The following is a 15,497-nucleotide window of genomic DNA, read 5'->3' on the forward strand; positions in this document are numbered from 1 at the left end:
GGTTCTCCTTCGCATGGTCGGTTCAGCCGTTCGAACTGGCCTACGTGTTCACGAGGTCGCCGGGCCGGCGTACGAGATGGTGCGCCTGCCGATCCGGTCGGCCTCGGCCAGGATCTCCGCACTCCAGGTGCCCCAGAGGCCGGCCATCCGGGAGGTGATGATGACCGTGTCGACGCTGTCGTCGGCCAGCAGCGTGTGCAGCCCGACGGCGTGGTAGCCGCTGTGGTCCCCCGACCGCACGGCACGGTCGAGGAGCTGGTCATCGAAGTCGACGAGGACCGCGCTGGTAAGCGTCGCGGGCAGCTCGGCGCCGCATCCGACGATGGCTACCGACTCATCGTCCGGCACGTCCGCCAGGGCCTTGGCTATCTCGTCGGCGACGCTCAGGCCGCCGGCCTGCTGCTGCCAGTCGAGAAGCTCACGGTACGTCTGCTCCCAGTGCCAGAACTCCCCCTTGTCGATCATCACGCCCAGGCCCATCTCGACAATCGGCTCCGGGAACTTGCTCAGGAACATCCGCATGTTCACGAAGAGCGCGTCGAAGTTGGCCTTGTGGTCGCGCTCGTGCGGCGCCACCACTACCCATGCCTCCGGCGCGACCTCGATCGTCAGGCCGGCGCGCAGCAGCCGAAGCGCCAGCTCCATGTCCTCGCCGCCCCAGCCCTCGAACTTCTCCTCGAAGCCACCGACCCGGCGGAAGTCGTCGGTCCGCACCGACGCGTTCAACGTCCAGAAGGCCTGCCAGGCCACCAACCTCCTGCTCAGGTCCATCTCGCAGTCGGTCAAGTAGGACTGGCGGACGTCCTGGAATTCGGGAAGGTCGCGGAACCGCTCCACAGCCGTCTCCGGGAGCATCTGCGCGAGAAGCTCGTCCACCCGCGCCGTCGGCACCTCGGGGTTGTAGCCGTAGCTGAGGCCGATCACCGCCCGCCGCGACTCGCCGCCCTCGTGGGCGGCCAGGTGCGCGGCGAGGAAATCCGGACCCACCATCGAGCCGGTGTCGAGAGTGATGAGCAGCGCGCCGGCGGCGAGCCGGGCCGCGGCGTTGCGCGCGGCGGCGGCCCGGAATCCCCGGTCCTCCTGGAAGACGTACTTGACCTGGAGTTTGTCGGCGAAGGACCGCACCACCTCGGCGGTGTTGTCGCTCGACCCGTCGTCGCCGACGATCACCTCGAACTCGTTGGTGGGGATGGTCTGCCGGACGAGGTAGCGCAGTGTGTCGGCCAGCAGGTCGGCCGAGTTGTAGGTCGCGATGATGACGGATACCCGGATCCGGTGGCCCATGGTTCTCTCCTCGCGTGGTCGTGTCAGCGGTATGCCTTGGCCTGGATGGCGAACATCTCGGCGTAGGAGCCGCCGGCGCGCATCAGGGTGTCGTGGTCTCCGACCTCGAGCAGTTGCCCGTCGCCGACCACGATGATCTTGTCTGCCATCCGTGCCGTGGAGAAGCGGTGCGAGATCAACACCGTGACGGCGCCGGTCTGCGCGCTGGTACGCCTCGCGTGTTCCGCGTAGCGCTCGAACAGCTCGTGTTCGGCCTGCGGATCGAGGGCCGACGTGGGTTCGTCGAGCAGCAGCAGCATCGGGTTGTCGCGCATGAGCGCCCGACCCAGGGCGAGCTTCTGCCACTGGCCGCCGGACAGCTCGGTGCCCTCGGCGTACGACGTGCCGAGCTGGGTGGACAAGCCGTCCGGCAGGGCACGCATGACGTCGGTGGAGTGGGCCTTCACCAACGCCTCGTTGACCGCGGCCTCGTCCGACACCCGCGCCACGTCACCGACACCTATCGCCTCGAGCGCCCGGATCTCGTACCGCACGAAGTCCTGGAAGCCTGCGGCCATCCGCTCACGCCACCTGTCGACGGGCAGCCGTCGAAGGTCGACACCGTCGATGAGGATCCGGCCGGCCGTGGGCTGGTAGAAGCCACACAGCAGCTTGACGAGTGTCGTCTTGCCGGCGCCGTTCTCACCGACGATCGCCACCGTGCTGCCGGCGGCCAACGTCAGGTTGACGTCACGCAGCGACGGCCGATCGGCGCTCGGGTAGCTGAAGCTCACGTTCTCGAAGGCGATCCCGGTGACCAGCCGGTCCGGGACGGGCTGGTCGGCCGGGGACCCGGCACCGGCGACCGCGTCGCGCAGCCGATCCAGCCGCAGATAGGTGTTGGCGAGGCGTTGCAGTTGCTGCAACTGCGTGACGGCGCCGGTCACCTGCTGGTTGACCTGGGTGGCCAGCACGATGACCAGGACCACCTCGCCGACGCTCTGCTGCCCGGCTATCGCGTTACGGACGACGAGCAACACCGCTCCGACGTACGCGAGACCGAAGACGACCTGACCCGCCGCCCGTAGCGCCATGGCCTTCAGGTGCGCGCCGTAGAGACCACGGGTGGCGGTTCGCCACAAGCTCGCGTACCGCTGCCGTAGTTCCTTCTCCACGCCGAACACCCGCAGCTCGCCGGCGTAGCGGGCGCTGGTCGTGGCCTGGAAGAGGTTGAGCGCGACACGGGTCGGCTCGGCGACCGCCGTCTTGGCCCGCTCCAGGGCGCTCTCGGCCAGCCGGCCGGTGAACAACGGCACGGCAGCGGCCACCGGGAGCAACAACAGCAACGGGCTCTGCCACGCCAGGATCGCCGCGCCCAGGACGACCGACAGCACCATCGTCGCCGCCTGGAACAGCGACTCCATGCTGCTGCGGAACTGCCCGCTGTCCTGGACCAGGACGGTGAGCTCGTCGGCCTGCTCCGGGCGCTCGTGATGGCCGATCCCCGCAGATCCGTTGGAGACCGCCAGCAGCTCCCGGTGCAGGTCCAGCTCGATGAGTTCGGACAGCTCGAAGTACGCGACCATGGCGAACTGGCCGGAGGACTGCGCCAGGATGGCGAGCAGGGCCACCACCCCGCCCAACACGGCGGCCTCGGTCGCGTCCCCGCCGATGACCGCGTCGGTCATCGCGCCGAGCGCTACGGCGAGCAGGGCGGCCGACGCGGCCAGGGCCAGCATGAGGAAGGTGGCGACCACCGTCTTGCGCGCGTCGATCCGCCACGCCGCGGACAGCAGCCTGCCGACGCCTGCGAACATCTCGCTCACAGCAGCACCTCGTCCCGGTCCGGGTCGCTGTTGTCGGCGAAGCGGTTGGCCTGCAACCTGAACAGCTCGGCGTAGCGCCCGTTGCGGGCCAGCAACTCGTCGTGCGAGCCCTCCTCGCTGACCCGGCCGTCGTGCAGCACCACGATCTTGTCGGCATGCCGCACCGTCGAGAAACGATGGGAGATCAGCAGCGTGGTGGCGCCCTGGGTGAGCCCCGCGAACTGATCGAAGAACTGCGCCTCGGCGCGTACGTCGAGGCTCGCTGTCGGTTCGTCGAGCACCACGACCGACGCGCCGTGCCGCAGCGCGAACAGGGCCCGCGCCAGCGCCAGCCGCTGCCACTGACCGCCCGACAGCTCGGCCCCGCCGGTGACATGTGTGGCCAGCGGCGTGTCCAGGCCGCGGGGCAGCGAGTTCACCACCTCGGTCAGGCCCATCGCCGCCACGGCCTCCCGGACGCCGTCCCGATCGTCAGCCGAGCCCACCGCGCCGAACGCCACGTTGTCCGCGGCGGAGAACTCGTAGCGCAGGTAGTCCTGGAAGATCACGGCCAGCCGGGCCCGCCACTGCGACAGCTCGAACGTGCGGATGTCGACGCCGTCGAGACGTACGGCCCCGCGGTCGGGCTCGTAGAGTCGTGCAAGCAGCTTCACCAGCGTCGTCTTGCCCGCGCCGTTGAGCCCGACGATCGCGGTGCAGCTGCCGACGGGGATTCGCAGGTCCAGTCCGTCGAGCACCGGCCGGTCCTGACCCGGATAGTGGAACGACACGTCATCGAAGTGGATCTCACTGACCGGCTCGGGCGCCGGGCTCCCGGAGCCGGCCGGCTCCAGCACGGTGTACCTGTCGATGTGGTCGGCGAACCGGCGCACCGCCCGGTGGGTCTCGGTGCCGATCGCGGTCTCCAGGTCGGCCTCCGGGTAGAACACCGACAGCCGGATGGCACCAAGCGCCGCCTGCATGATCAGGACGAACTCGGTGAGCGTGAGCGTGTTGATCGCGGTGGCGCCGATCGTCGCGAAGATCGCCCCGCAGGCGAGCAGGCTGAACCCGGTGGACCACACGCCGGGCCACAGGTAGACCCGCCGCCGCGCCGCCCACAGCGGCGCGAACCATGCGCGGTAGGACGCCCGCATCTCGCCGTCCATCCAGTTCGCCAGCCCGAAGACCCGGATCTCCTTGCCCGCCGGCGGCTGCACGGCCAGGTTGCGGACGTACTCCACCTTGTTCTGCTGGGGCATGAGGCTGAACCGGGCGTGGGCGTAGCGCCGCAGGCCGCCGCGCTGCACGTTGCGGAACCACAGGACTGTCACGGCCACCGCCACTGCCGCCCACCAGGAGTAGACGACGCCGATGATGGCCGTAAAACCGACCAGTTGGCCGTACCGCGCGATCAGGGCGAGAGTGCCGGCGCAGGCGCTGCCCGGCCCCCACATCTGCAGGCCGTGCTCCAGCTCGCGGGCGGCGTAGCGCAGGTCGGCGAGGACCGACTGGTCCTCCATCGGCCCGACCCCGGTGCTGCGCGTCGACGCCCGCATCACGTCGTCCACCACGGTGCCGTCGATCCGCCGCGCCAGCAGCTCACCCAGCGAGAGCTGGGCCGGCGCCAACACCTGCTGCAACACGAAGATGCCGGCCGCTGCCGCGAAGACCGGCACCAGCTCCCGCCACGCCGTCGAGTCGAGACCGCCGTCCACGGCCCCCGGCACCTTGCCCAACACCACACTGGACGTGACGACGAACGCGATCGGCAGTGCGGCGAGGAACAGGTTGAGCAGGAGGAGCGCGCCGAGGAGACCGAAGCCCGCTCTGGGCATGAGGCGGAGGATGCTCGCACGCGCGGATATCAGGCCCCATAGGCTGCTGCGCATGTCCATCGATCTCCCTACTCGACCGCCGGTGCTGTCACTGGTTCGACGAACATCGAGCGGCCGAGATCGACACGGGGACCGAATTCCATCACGGAAGATGGCCGGAGCGGCCGGCCCTGGGACAACGCGGCACGGTTGAAGAAGTCTCGCCGTGTTCCGGCCCGTCAGAGTTCAGCCGGGCCCGTTCCCGCGCGGCGGCACCCAGCGGTCAGACGTCCGCTTCGATGGCGAAGGTGTTGCCGTCCGGGTCCTGGAACCACGCGATACGACCACCGCCGGCCCGCTCGGTGATCCCCTTCCGGTCGTGTTCGATCTGCTCGTAGCGGGCGAACTCGACGCCGGACGAGGACAGCTCGTCGACGATCTCGTCGATGTCGTCGACGTACCACGTCGCCAGCGTCGCAGGGGTCTTCCCGGCGGTGACCGACTGGTACACGTTGAGGGCGGGACCGCCACCGGAGGCGTAGATGCGGCTACCGTCGGCGATGGTGGCGCTGGGCGCGGACCACAGCGGTACCAGCCCCAGCTTGCCCTCGTAGAACTCGACGGCCCGCGCGATGTCGGAAACGGCGACCGATGTTCGCAGATGGTGTGCGTTCAGTGGCATGACCCACCCTGGCACGGACGGACGGCCCTGGCACGTGACGCGGGGCGGGTTCGGCGCCACGCCGAACCCGCCCCGCGTCGTGGGGTGGTGGAGGGTCAGCGTTGCAGGGTGAGCAGGCCCGGTCGGTACGGCAGCAGGCCGTAGTCGACACCGTTGGAGGACGGGGATCGGCCCTGGTAGAGCAGTTGCAGGTTGCAGGGGTCGACGGTGAAGGTCTGGTCGGCGCTGGTGCGGATCAGCTCGCCGTGGCTGATGTCGTTGGTCCAGGTGGCGCCGCTGTTGGCTTTGCCGGCGAAGGGGTTGCTCTCGGTGGCGGCCTGGGGGGTCCAGGTGCCGCCGAGGCTGGTGGCGGTGAAGGAGCGGAAGTAGCGGCCCTGCGAGCCGATGGCCTCGACGAGCATGAGGTAGCGGTTCTGGTTTTGGAGCTTGTAGACCTGCACGGCTTCGAACAGGTTGTTGGTGGAGTCGCTCATGATGGTGGTGTAGGTGCTGCCGAAGTTGCCGGGGAAGTTACCGATCGGCATGCTGGCGCGGTAGATCTTGCCGTTGTCGCCGGCGAAGAACAGGTACATGGTGGTGCTGTCGGCGATGAGGGTCTGGTCGATGGGGCCGGTGCCCGAGCCGGAGATGCTGCCGGTGAACAGGGTCTGCGCCGCGGACCAGCCGTTGGGGTTGGTCGGGTCGGTGGAGGTGCGGTAGGAGAACGCGGCGCCGCCCCACTGGTAGGCCAGGACCCAGATGTTGCGGGGCGCGAAGTAGAACAGGGTCGGCGCGACGGTGCCGCTGTTCATCGTGTTCTGACTGGCCGAGGCCATGTCCGACCAGTTGGTGAACAAGCCGAAGTTCATCGAGCCCCACGACGAGCCGAAGTCGTGGGTGGTCGCGTAGACCAACTGCCGGCCGTTGTACGGGGCGACGGTGAAGTCCTTGAGTGACACCCAGCCCGACTTCGGCTGCGCCAACGCGCCGGTCGACGACCACCGGTACGACGACGGCAGATCACACGTGCCGCCCGGCGGCGGCGTGGTGGGCGGCGGCGTGGTCGGGTTGCCCCCGCCGTCGACGCGCACGAGCTGCCACTGCTGGTTGGTGCCGTTCCAGTCGTCGTACTGCACGATGTTGCCACCATCGGCGGTCGACGCGCCCTGCACCTCCATCGCCTTGTTGCTGTTGCGGTTGATCAACCGCACATAGCCGCTGTCCGAGTCGGCCAGCCGGAACTGCTGGTTGGTGCCGTTGTTGTCGGACCACTGCACGATCGCCCCGCCGTTGGCGGTCGAGCGGCCGGAGACGTCCAGCACCTTGCCCGACAACCGCGACTTGACCCGGTAGTAACCACCTCCGGAGTCCACGAACTGCCACTGCTGCTGGTTCCCGTTGTTACGCGTCCACTGCGTGATCCGCGCACCGTCGTTCGTGGCCAGGTTGTACACGTCCACAGCCTTGCCGCTGTTGCGGTTCACCAACACGTACCACGCGCTGGTGTCCACAGTCGCCGCTGACGCGGGTGACGACACCGCCATCGCTGCGGCGCCGGCGACCACCACCGCTGCCGCGCCGGCGGCCACTGCCCGCACCAACCACCCTCGCCGCCGCGAGGGCGGTGCCGTCGACGGAGACCTACCAAAGGCAGACATGATCCTCCTCAATCACCAGGAGCCGAACGGTCACCCGAAGCTGGGCGCACCGCGACACGCGACCGGGTGCATGCGTCGGGAATGTTCGCGCTAACAAGATCCCCTGCATGCTGTGGACGCACGCCTGAACCAAGGTCGGCGGAGCAGGCCCGCCCCGTAAGCCGTAGCCGCCGCCGTCCTTGACCATCGACTGTGAGCGATAACATGCTGTTCGTCAAGTCGTAACATTGGCGCTTCGGTGAGCCGGCGACCCGCGCCCACGCACGGCGCGACCGATCGACGCCGATCATGCGCGGCCGCCACACCGTCCGCGGTCCTCGAACGGGGAAGACGCCTCGGAAGATCCGGAATGGTTGGCGCTAACATCGACGTCCACTCATGACCTGGTCCCGGCCGCCTCGGGCGTCGGCACTCCGACAGGCGTGCCGCCGAAGCTCGCGTCACCCGGCGCACGGCCCCCGCCGCGCGAACGCTGCCCGCCGTGGCGGTGACCGCCGGGTCGAACCCCGACCCGGGGCCCGGAGCTGGTGGCTCCGGACCCCGGGCTCAGTGGTCAGGGGCTCGTGCAGGTGACGTTGCTGGGCGCGGTGTCACCGTTGCCGGTGGCGGTGAACCCGAAGGTGGTCGAGGCGTTCGGCCCCAGGGCGCCGTTGTAGGCGGCGTTGCGGACAGTGACGTTGCCGGTGGTGCCCGTGTTGGTGCCGTTCCAGAGGCTGCTGATGGCCTGGCCGCTGGCCAGAGTCAGGCGTACGGTCCAGCCGCTGATGGAGGTGGCGGTGTTGTTGGCGACGGTGACCTCACCCTGGAAGCCGCCCGGCCAACTGTTGACTGCCCGGTAGGTGGCGGCGCAGCTGCCCGGCTCCCCGGTCGGCGGCGGCGTCGTCGGCGGCGGCGTGGTCGGCGGCGGCGTGGTCGGCGGAGGCGTGGTCGGCGGCGGCGTGGTGGGCGGGGGCGTGGTCGGCGGCGTGGTGGACTGGAACTGGCTGAAGAATCGCCAGATCTCCGCCGAGGTCCAGGTCCTGGAGTCGTTGGGGCTGGACGACCCGTCGACCGGACTCGGGGTGTGGTCGCCGTCGAACGCGGCCCACTGCACGGGGTAACCCGCGCGGCAGCCGGAGTAGGTGGTGGTGATGTGGGTGAGGCTGCCCTGGCTGGGCTCGCGCGGGCTCTGTGCGGTGCAGCCGTTGTTCCGGACGAACGTGTCGCGCAACGCCCGGCCCTGGGAGATGTTCAGCACGCTGTCGTGGATGCCGTGGATGCCGAAGTACGCGACGGGCTGGGTGCCGCCGCTACAGCCGCTGAGGTTGGCCCCGGAGAGCACGGTGACCGCGCGGATGACTGTGGGTCGGGCGCAGGCCACCGCGTAGCTCATGGCCCCGCCGTAGCTCCAGCCGAGGGCGAAACGCTGGGTCGTGTCGACGCAGAGGTCGTTCTCGACCTGCCGGGAGATGTCGTCGAACAGGGTCAGGTCCCGACCGTTCGTGTTGGCCCAACCGGCGTCGATGCCCTGGGGCGCGACGAAGATCGTGCTGTTGTTCGACAACGGCGCCAGCCCGTAGTAGCCGGCCGAGGCGACGTTGTTGGCCGAGCCGTTCAGCCAGTGGAAGCCGAAGATCAGTCGGTACGGACGGTTCCTGTCATAACCGCCCGGGATCTGGAGGATGTAGCTGCGATTCTGGCCGCTGCTGGAAATCGTGCGCGTCCCGCTGGTGAGAGTGGGCGCCTTGCCGCAGCCCGCGGTCGCCGCGAGGGTGCCGTTGGTGGCAGCCACCGCCTCGGTGCCGAATCCGCCGCGCAGCGCACCACCTGTCGCCGCGGCGAGAACCACCGCGGCCGCGACGAACGAGAAGAGTTGTCTCCGTTTGACCATTGCTCGACTCCTTGCCGTTGATCGTCCGTAGGACATGCACCTCGCCGTCGACGAGTCGGTTCGCACCGGTGTGCGGGCCGGCATGCTCCTGGGGCCGGATGGCGCACACGGGTCGCGTACGGGCCGTACCGTCGCTGCCGGGGTTGTCCGTGACGGGGCAAGGAAAGCGGGGAGTGCAGCCGGACCAGGGTCGTCCGACGACCGCCTGCGGTCGCCTGGCAGTGGCGGAGCGGCCCGGACTGGTCACCGACCGGCGAAGCGGCCCGAGGGAGAGCCCTCGGCGTGCCTCTGCCGATTGACTGAGGTGACTGGGAGCGTGCCCTTCGCTCCCGCGCCGAAAGATAGCATGTTATCGATAACATCCTCAACCGGCCGAGTGCCGCGGAACCGGCCACAGCGGACGGAGCGGTCCGGCCCCGGGTTTGCGGACGCCGCTGGCAGTGCCCTTCGATATCGCAGCGAGGTCATCTTTTCGAGTCCTAGACTGCGAACGTGCACGGCGGGGCCGCCCCTGCCAAACGGGGAGGTGCGGGTGCCATGAATTCGCGGCCGACGCAACAGCAGGAACAGGCTCACGGCGGCGCCAATCGCGACATGCCCCCGGAACTGGGCTCGGACTCCATCGGCATTTTTGAAGGCCGGACCTTCATGTTGTCCAATTCGACAGGTGACGTGCCGGGCGACTCCATCGCCGGTCTGGTGCACGACGACACCCGCTACCTCAGCCGTTGGCAGCTGACTCTCGACGGACTCGCCCCACTCGTGCTCAGCGCCAGCGCTGTCGATGCCTATTCCGCGGCGTTCTTCCTCGCCAATCCGGAGTTGCCGGGTCTGCAGGCGAACAGGATCGGCGTGCGGCGGGAACGGTTCGTCGGAGACGGCATGCACGAGCGGATCGCGGTGCAGTATTTCGGCACCGAACCGGTCCGCGTACGCCTGCGGTTGGATGTTGGTGTGGACTTCGCCGACCTCTTCGAGATCAAGCGGGCGGGGCGGAGCAGACGGGCCGACATCCGCCGAACCCACCTGTCGGACGGCTCGACCCTGCGCTTCTCCTACCAGAACTCGCACTGGTCGGCCGGCACGACCGTCGAGGCAAACCCACCTGCCGACCAGGTCGAAGGCGACGCGCTGGTCTGGGACGTGCACCTGGGGCGAGGTGACACCTGGAACTGCGAGCTGCGCGTGCTGCTGAACTGCCAGGGCGCGGACTACCGGCCGCGCGGCCGCGCCTTCGGCGAGGCACACGACCCCGACGCCGACGACCTGGCATCGCGGTGGGTGGCCAACAAGCCGGACCTCAGCGCGGATTCGGAACTGCTGCGCAACGTCTATCACAAGTCCGCCGCCGACCTGCTGTCGATGCGCATCGTCAAGGAGATCAACGGCGAGAAGGTCGTCCTGCTGGCCGCCGGGATGCCCTGGTTCCTGACCGTGTTCGGGCGGGACACGCTGGTCACCGCCTACCAGAGCATCAGCTGTGGACCGGACGTCGCGCGGGGTGCGCTGGTGACGCTCGCCGCCCACCAGGGCAACACCGTCGACCACTTCAGCGACCAGGAGCCCGGGAAGATCCTGCACGAGTTCCGCTCCGGGGAGCTGACGCAGCTCGGCATCGCACCGTACGGCCCCTGCTTCGGCTCGGCCGACACCACCCAGCTGTGGCTCATCCTGCTCTCGGAGTACTGGCGGTGGACGGGCGACGACGCGTTGGTGCGGCAGTTGCGGCCCAACGCCGACGCCGCTCTGCGGTGGATCGACGAATTCGGAGACCGCGACGGCGACGGTTACGTCGAGTACGCCACGCGCTCCCCCGACGGGATGCGCAACCAGTGTTGGCGCGACTCACCGGACGGTGTGCAGTTCGCCGACAGCAGGCTCCCCGACCTGCCGGTCGCCACCTGCGAGATCCAGGGCTACACCTACGACGCCAAGCTCCGCGCCGCGGAACTCGCCGACGGGCCGTGGGCCGACGCCCCGTTGGCGCGACGCCTGCGTGGCGAGGCCGCCGATCTGCGCGAGCGGTTCAACCGTGACTACTGGCTGCCGACGCGCGGCGGCTACTACGCGATCGGCCTCGACGCCGACAAGCGGCCCATCGACTCGATGACCTCGAACATGGGTCACCTGTTGTGGAGCGGAATCGTCCCGCCCGATCGCGCCGCCGCGGTGGCTCGGCAGTTGATGTCCGACGCGATGTTCTCCGGCTGGGGTGTCCGGACCCTGTCCACCGAGGATGTGGGATACAACCCCATCGGCTACCACCTCGGCACGGTGTGGCCGCACGACAACTCGATCATCGCGGCCGGGCTCGCCCGGTACGGCCACCGGGACGCGGCCAACCGGATCGCGATGGCGATGCTCGAGGCGGCGGCACACTTCGACTACCGCCTGCCCGAGGCGTTCTCCGGGTACGACCGATCGCTCGGACGACGGCCCGTGCCCTACCCCACCGCCTGCAATCCCCAGGCCTGGGCCAGCGGCGCACCCCTGCTGCTCCTGCGGTCGATGCTCGGGCTCGACGTCCGCGACGGCCGTCTCGGCACCGATCCGCGCATCCCCGAGGCACTGGGGAGCATCCGGCTGACCGGCGTCACCGTGCACGGGACGCGGCAGACCGTCGACGCCTCGGGCTCGCGCCTGCCCTCCTCCGCCTGAGCGGCGCCCGGGGCTGCGCAGATCGAAATCGCGGTACGCGCCGATCGCGTCGGTGAGCGGCTCGTGCTCGGTCACGGACGTCCTTCGGGCCGGCCTGACCGGACGCGGCCATGTCCGCCAGCTTGGGGTGGTCGCCGTTGCTCTCGACCGCCCAGGTCTGTGCCTGGCTCGGCGCGTCACCCGGCTTCCATTGCCCGCTTTGGCCCTGGCTGTCGAGATTCGGGGAAGACCACTTCTCGTGGAGGTCGAGCTAGCGTTCCGGCATGCTCCTTTCGACCTCGAGACCCGTGCCGGCCGACGACACGGCGCAGCTGGTCCGGGGCGCCCAGCAGGGCGATCCCCGCAGCTTCGCGCTGCTGTTCGACTGTCACTACGCCGGCATGCTCGCCGTGGCCCACCGCATTCTGGGCGGCGGGCCCGACGCCGAGGACGCCTGCCAGGACGCGGCGATCGCGGCGTTCAGCCGGATCGGTGAGCTGCGCGATCCCGGCGCGGTGCGACAGTGGCTGCACGCCATCGTCCGCAACAACTGCCGGACGATGCTGCGCGCGCGCAGGCCCGTGCCGGTCGGAGTGGCAGGTGAGAACCTGCTCCCCTCGGAGCTCGACGACCCGGTCGCCCGCATCGAGCAGAGCGCCATGCGGGACTGGGTCTGGCACGGGCTGCAGCAGTTGTCGCCGGCCGCCCAGACGGTGGCGTTGCTGCGCTACTTCACCGAGAACAACTCGTACGAGCAGATCGCGGAGCTGTGCGGGACCCCGGTCGGCACCGTCCGCAGCCGCCTGAGCGAGGCGCGTCGGCAGCTGGCCGAGGTCCTCCCCCGCGTCCGGGACGCGCGGCACGACGGGGCCGGGACGCTGCGCGCCGAGCGGCGCGAGGAGGCGGCGACGATCCTGTCGGCGGTGGCCGATGGCGCGTCCGTGACCAAGGTGGCCGCGCGCTGGGCCGAGGACATGGTTTTCTGGTGGCCGGACGGCACCCGGACGATCGGGAGGGAACCACTCTTCGCGGTCATTCGGCAGGACAACGACCTCGGTGTCAGCCACAAGATCACCGGAGTGCTGGCCGGCTCCGGCATCACGATCTGGGAGAACGCCTTCATCAACCCGCCGGAGGACCCGTTCCACTGCCCACCCGGCGCGACCTGGCTGCTCCGGGAGAAAGGGGGCCTGGTACGCGAGGTGCGCCTCCTGCACACCCCGCGGCCGGCCCGGCCGGAGATTTCTTCCGCGGCGAATCGAACTTCTGCCAGCCCAGCGATGTCCTGAGGGTATGACCACGTACTCCATCCACGACCTGGAACCGCAACTCGCCGCCAACCGCCGGTACTGGTGCGGCTGGGCGGGCACCGACCCCGACACCGACCTGCCCACCTATCGCACCGACATTGCGCACCCGCTGCTCAACGGGGTCCTTCGCGTCCGCGGTCTGCCACTCGACGAGGCGATCACGGAGGCGAGGAAGCACCTGACCGGCTCGCACTGGGGCTGGTGGGTGGGGGCGGACAGCGACGAGGGCACCGCCGAGGGCCTGCTCGACCGCGGCGCGAAGCAGATCGCCGACATGCCCGTGATGGCGGTGGACGTGACCACCGTGGCCGAGGTCGATGCGCCGAGCGACCTGCGAATCCGGCACGTCGCCGACCCGTCCGAGATGCGGGAGTACGTCGGCGCGTACGCCGGGCCGCTCGGCCTCCCCGGGGATCCCGGGCTCGCCGTCGACCGGGAGCTGAACTTCGCCTACCCGGACGTGGTCCGCCTCGCGGGCACGATCGACGGCCGCACCGTCGGCACGTGCACCCTGTCGCTCGGCACCAACATCGGCGCTCTGTACTGCATCGCCACCGACCCCGATTTCCGTCGGCGGGGCATCGCCACGGCGCTCACCCGCGAGGCGCTGCGCCTCACCCGCGCCTCGGGACGGCAGATCGTCACGCTCCAGGCGAGCAGCGAGGGCGAGCCGGTGTACCGGCAGATCGGCTTCGAGACCGTCGCCCGCTACCGCCTCTACCAGCTCCCGGAGTGACTCCCCAGCGCTGCCGCCCGGTCCATGACTGTCGGGCGGCAGCGCTGCCACCCGGGACCTCCCGCCCCGGCAAGTACTTGCTCGTACGGAAAGTGAGTGTTAGCTTTCCGTACGAGCAAGTACTTTCCCCACCCCGAGGAGCTGCCTGATGAGCACCACTCCGACGCCCGAAGAGGCACGACGGGCTCTGCAGGACGTCGACCGGCGGCGGGGCCAGACCGTAGCGGCCGCCAGTCGGTCACGGTGGACCTGGCTCGGGGCCGGTGTCCTCGTCGCGGCCTACGGAGTCCTCGCGGACCGGTATCCGGACTTCGTGCGCACGTACGGCACCACAATCGTCATCCTGCTGCTGCTGCTCTCCATGGCGGGCAACACCCGGTGGGGCGCAACCCTGCTGCGCCGGCCGGTGCGCCCGCGCATCGTCCCCAGCCCGGCCAGCCTGCTGTGGTCGGCACTGGTGCTGGCCCTGCTGATCGGCGGCACCGCGCTCGCCACCGCTCTGGACGTCCCGCACGTCTGGCTGTGGAGCGGCGTGATCATCGGTGTCCTGCTGGCCGCCGCCGGCCCGTGGTGGCAGCACCGCGTGCTCACCCGCACGGCCTGACCGGTGGCCGACCCGAAGCTGGACCCGGCCCTGCTCGATCCCACCCGGCTGGCCATCCTGGCGCTGCTGGCGGGGACCGAGTGGGCCGAGTTCGCGTTCGTCCGCGACGCCGTGGAGCTCAGCGACTCCGCCCTGTCGAAGCGGATCTCGACGTTGAGCGACGGCGGGTACGTGGAGGTACGCAAGGGCTACGTGGGCAAGCGCCCACGGACCTGGATCAACCTCTCCACGGCCGGTCGGGCCGCCCTGAGCGCCCACATCGCCGCCCTGCGCGAGATCGCCGCCCGCGTGGACGGCGCCGACTGAGAGCGCTTTCGCCGTTCCCCGGGCGCGTACGGTCGGCGGACGTCGTTGTCGCGGCGCGCGGCCGGGCGGACCTGTTCGACGCCCCGGGTTGGGGCCAGCGGAGCGCCGTGATCACGAAGGCGGGGCGCCCGCCGGCCGGGCCTTCTGCGGATAGACGGTCTCGTGGCGGGCCAGCATGGCGACGAACTCGCCGATCTTCCGCTCGCGGGTCTCCGCCCGTTTGACGGCGTTGAGGCGGTAGATGAGCGCGAACCTGTTGGCCTTGGTGAGCACGTCGAACATGGCCTGGGCGGCGGGTTCGGCGGCGATGGCGGCGAGCAGGTCGGCCGGCGCCTCGGCCTCCGACGGCGGGGCGTACGCGGCGGCCCACCGGCCGTCGGCCTTCGCGGCCTCCACCACCGCGCGGCCCGCGGGCATCATCAGTCCCTCCGCCTCGAGCCGGGCGACGTTTTCGACGTTGCGTCGGGACCAGACACTGCGGGCCCGGCGAGGGGTGAACCGGATCCAGGAGGACTGCTCGTCCCGCTTGCGGGCCTGCCCGTCGATCCAGCCGAAACACAGCGCCTCGTCGACCGCATGCTGCCAGGTCAGCGTGGTGACCGTGCCGCCCTTCTTGGTCAGGGCGAGCCAGACGCCGGGCGACGTGGCGTGGTTCTCCGACAACCATGCGCGCAGCGCGCCGGCGTCCGTGACGATCAACTCTTCCAGTTCGGCGCTCGCCATGGCAGCAGGCTATCGCCGCCCTGTGACAGCTACGGCTGTCGGTGGACGTCCCGACCCGACCGCCGGCCGGGGCAGTCGGAACGGCCAAGGGTGTGACACGTCGACCG

Annotated in this window: 12 protein-coding genes; 5 read left to right on the forward strand and 7 right to left on the reverse strand. The window is 69.9% G+C overall.

All coding sequences use genetic code 11. The annotated features are described in order from the left end of the window. Positions 1 to 48: 48 nt before the first annotated feature. The 6 genes from AB0B39_RS14340 to AB0B39_RS14365 all read right to left on the reverse strand — a co-directional run bounded on the left by AB0B39_RS14340 (position 49) and on the right by AB0B39_RS14365 (position 9,074). Positions 49 to 1,284 carry a glycosyltransferase gene (locus AB0B39_RS14340; RefSeq protein ID WP_357495389.1) on the reverse strand — a complete coding sequence of 412 codons (1,236 nt, stop codon included), beginning with the start codon at positions 1,282 to 1,284 and terminating at the stop codon, positions 49 to 51. 23 nt (positions 1,285 to 1,307) lie between these two features. Continuing rightward, positions 1,308 to 3,080, reverse strand: a complete 1,773-nt coding sequence (locus AB0B39_RS14345; protein ID WP_357495700.1) for an ABC transporter ATP-binding protein — start codon at positions 3,078 to 3,080, stop codon at positions 1,308 to 1,310. A gap of 5 nt (positions 3,081 to 3,085) precedes the next feature. Then, entirely contained in the window at positions 3,086 to 4,906 is a 1,821-nt protein-coding gene (locus AB0B39_RS14350) for an ABC transporter ATP-binding protein (RefSeq protein ID WP_357495391.1), read from the reverse strand. 262 nt (positions 4,907 to 5,168) lie between these two features. Then, the gene (locus AB0B39_RS14355) at positions 5,169 to 5,567 is read right to left on the reverse strand and encodes a VOC family protein (RefSeq protein WP_357495393.1); all 399 of its coding nucleotides are present in this window, start codon (positions 5,565 to 5,567) and stop codon (positions 5,169 to 5,171) included. Between the two features lie 95 nt (positions 5,568 to 5,662). Continuing rightward, positions 5,663 to 7,204 carry a non-reducing end alpha-L-arabinofuranosidase family hydrolase gene (locus tag AB0B39_RS14360; protein WP_357574516.1) on the reverse strand — a complete coding sequence of 514 codons (1,542 nt, stop codon included), beginning with the start codon at positions 7,202 to 7,204 and terminating at the stop codon, positions 5,663 to 5,665. A gap of 553 nt (positions 7,205 to 7,757) precedes the next feature. After that, positions 7,758 to 9,074 (reverse strand): cellulose binding domain-containing protein, encoded by a 1,317-nt coding sequence (locus AB0B39_RS14365; RefSeq protein WP_357574517.1) that lies wholly within the window; start codon positions 9,072 to 9,074, stop codon positions 7,758 to 7,760. A gap of 594 nt (positions 9,075 to 9,668) precedes the next feature. On the opposite strand from AB0B39_RS14365, the gene AB0B39_RS14370 reads away from it, so the two are divergent. The 5 genes from AB0B39_RS14370 to AB0B39_RS14390 all read left to right on the forward strand — a co-directional run bounded on the left by AB0B39_RS14370 (position 9,669) and on the right by AB0B39_RS14390 (position 14,667). Beyond that, entirely contained in the window at positions 9,669 to 11,732 is a 2,064-nt protein-coding gene (locus AB0B39_RS14370) for a glycogen debranching N-terminal domain-containing protein (RefSeq protein WP_357574518.1), read from the forward strand. A gap of 263 nt (positions 11,733 to 11,995) precedes the next feature. Continuing rightward, positions 11,996 to 13,000: a sigma-70 family RNA polymerase sigma factor gene (locus tag AB0B39_RS14375; protein ID WP_357574519.1), complete on the forward strand. Its 1,005-nt coding sequence runs from the start codon at positions 11,996 to 11,998 to the stop codon at positions 12,998 to 13,000. 4 nt (positions 13,001 to 13,004) lie between these two features. After that, a complete protein-coding gene (locus AB0B39_RS14380) occupies positions 13,005 to 13,757 on the forward strand; it encodes a GNAT family N-acetyltransferase (protein ID WP_357574520.1) in 753 nt (250 codons plus the stop codon). Positions 13,758 to 13,905: 148 nt separating this feature from the next. After that, positions 13,906 to 14,361 (forward strand): hypothetical protein, encoded by a 456-nt coding sequence (locus tag AB0B39_RS14385; RefSeq protein WP_357495403.1) that lies wholly within the window; start codon positions 13,906 to 13,908, stop codon positions 14,359 to 14,361. Positions 14,362 to 14,364: 3 nt separating this feature from the next. Continuing rightward, positions 14,365 to 14,667 carry a transcriptional regulator gene (locus AB0B39_RS14390; RefSeq protein ID WP_357495405.1) on the forward strand — a complete coding sequence of 101 codons (303 nt, stop codon included), beginning with the start codon at positions 14,365 to 14,367 and terminating at the stop codon, positions 14,665 to 14,667. Positions 14,668 to 14,778: 111 nt separating this feature from the next. Here the strand turns inward: AB0B39_RS14390 and AB0B39_RS14395 are convergent, their stop codons facing one another. Beyond that, positions 14,779 to 15,390 (reverse strand): YdeI/OmpD-associated family protein, encoded by a 612-nt coding sequence (locus AB0B39_RS14395; protein WP_357574521.1) that lies wholly within the window; start codon positions 15,388 to 15,390, stop codon positions 14,779 to 14,781. Positions 15,391 to 15,497 lie beyond the last annotated feature (107 nt).

It is taken from the genome of Micromonospora sp. NPDC049114, from assembly GCF_040648635.1.
In the GTDB taxonomy this organism is placed as follows: domain Bacteria; phylum Actinomycetota; class Actinomycetes; order Mycobacteriales; family Micromonosporaceae; genus Micromonospora.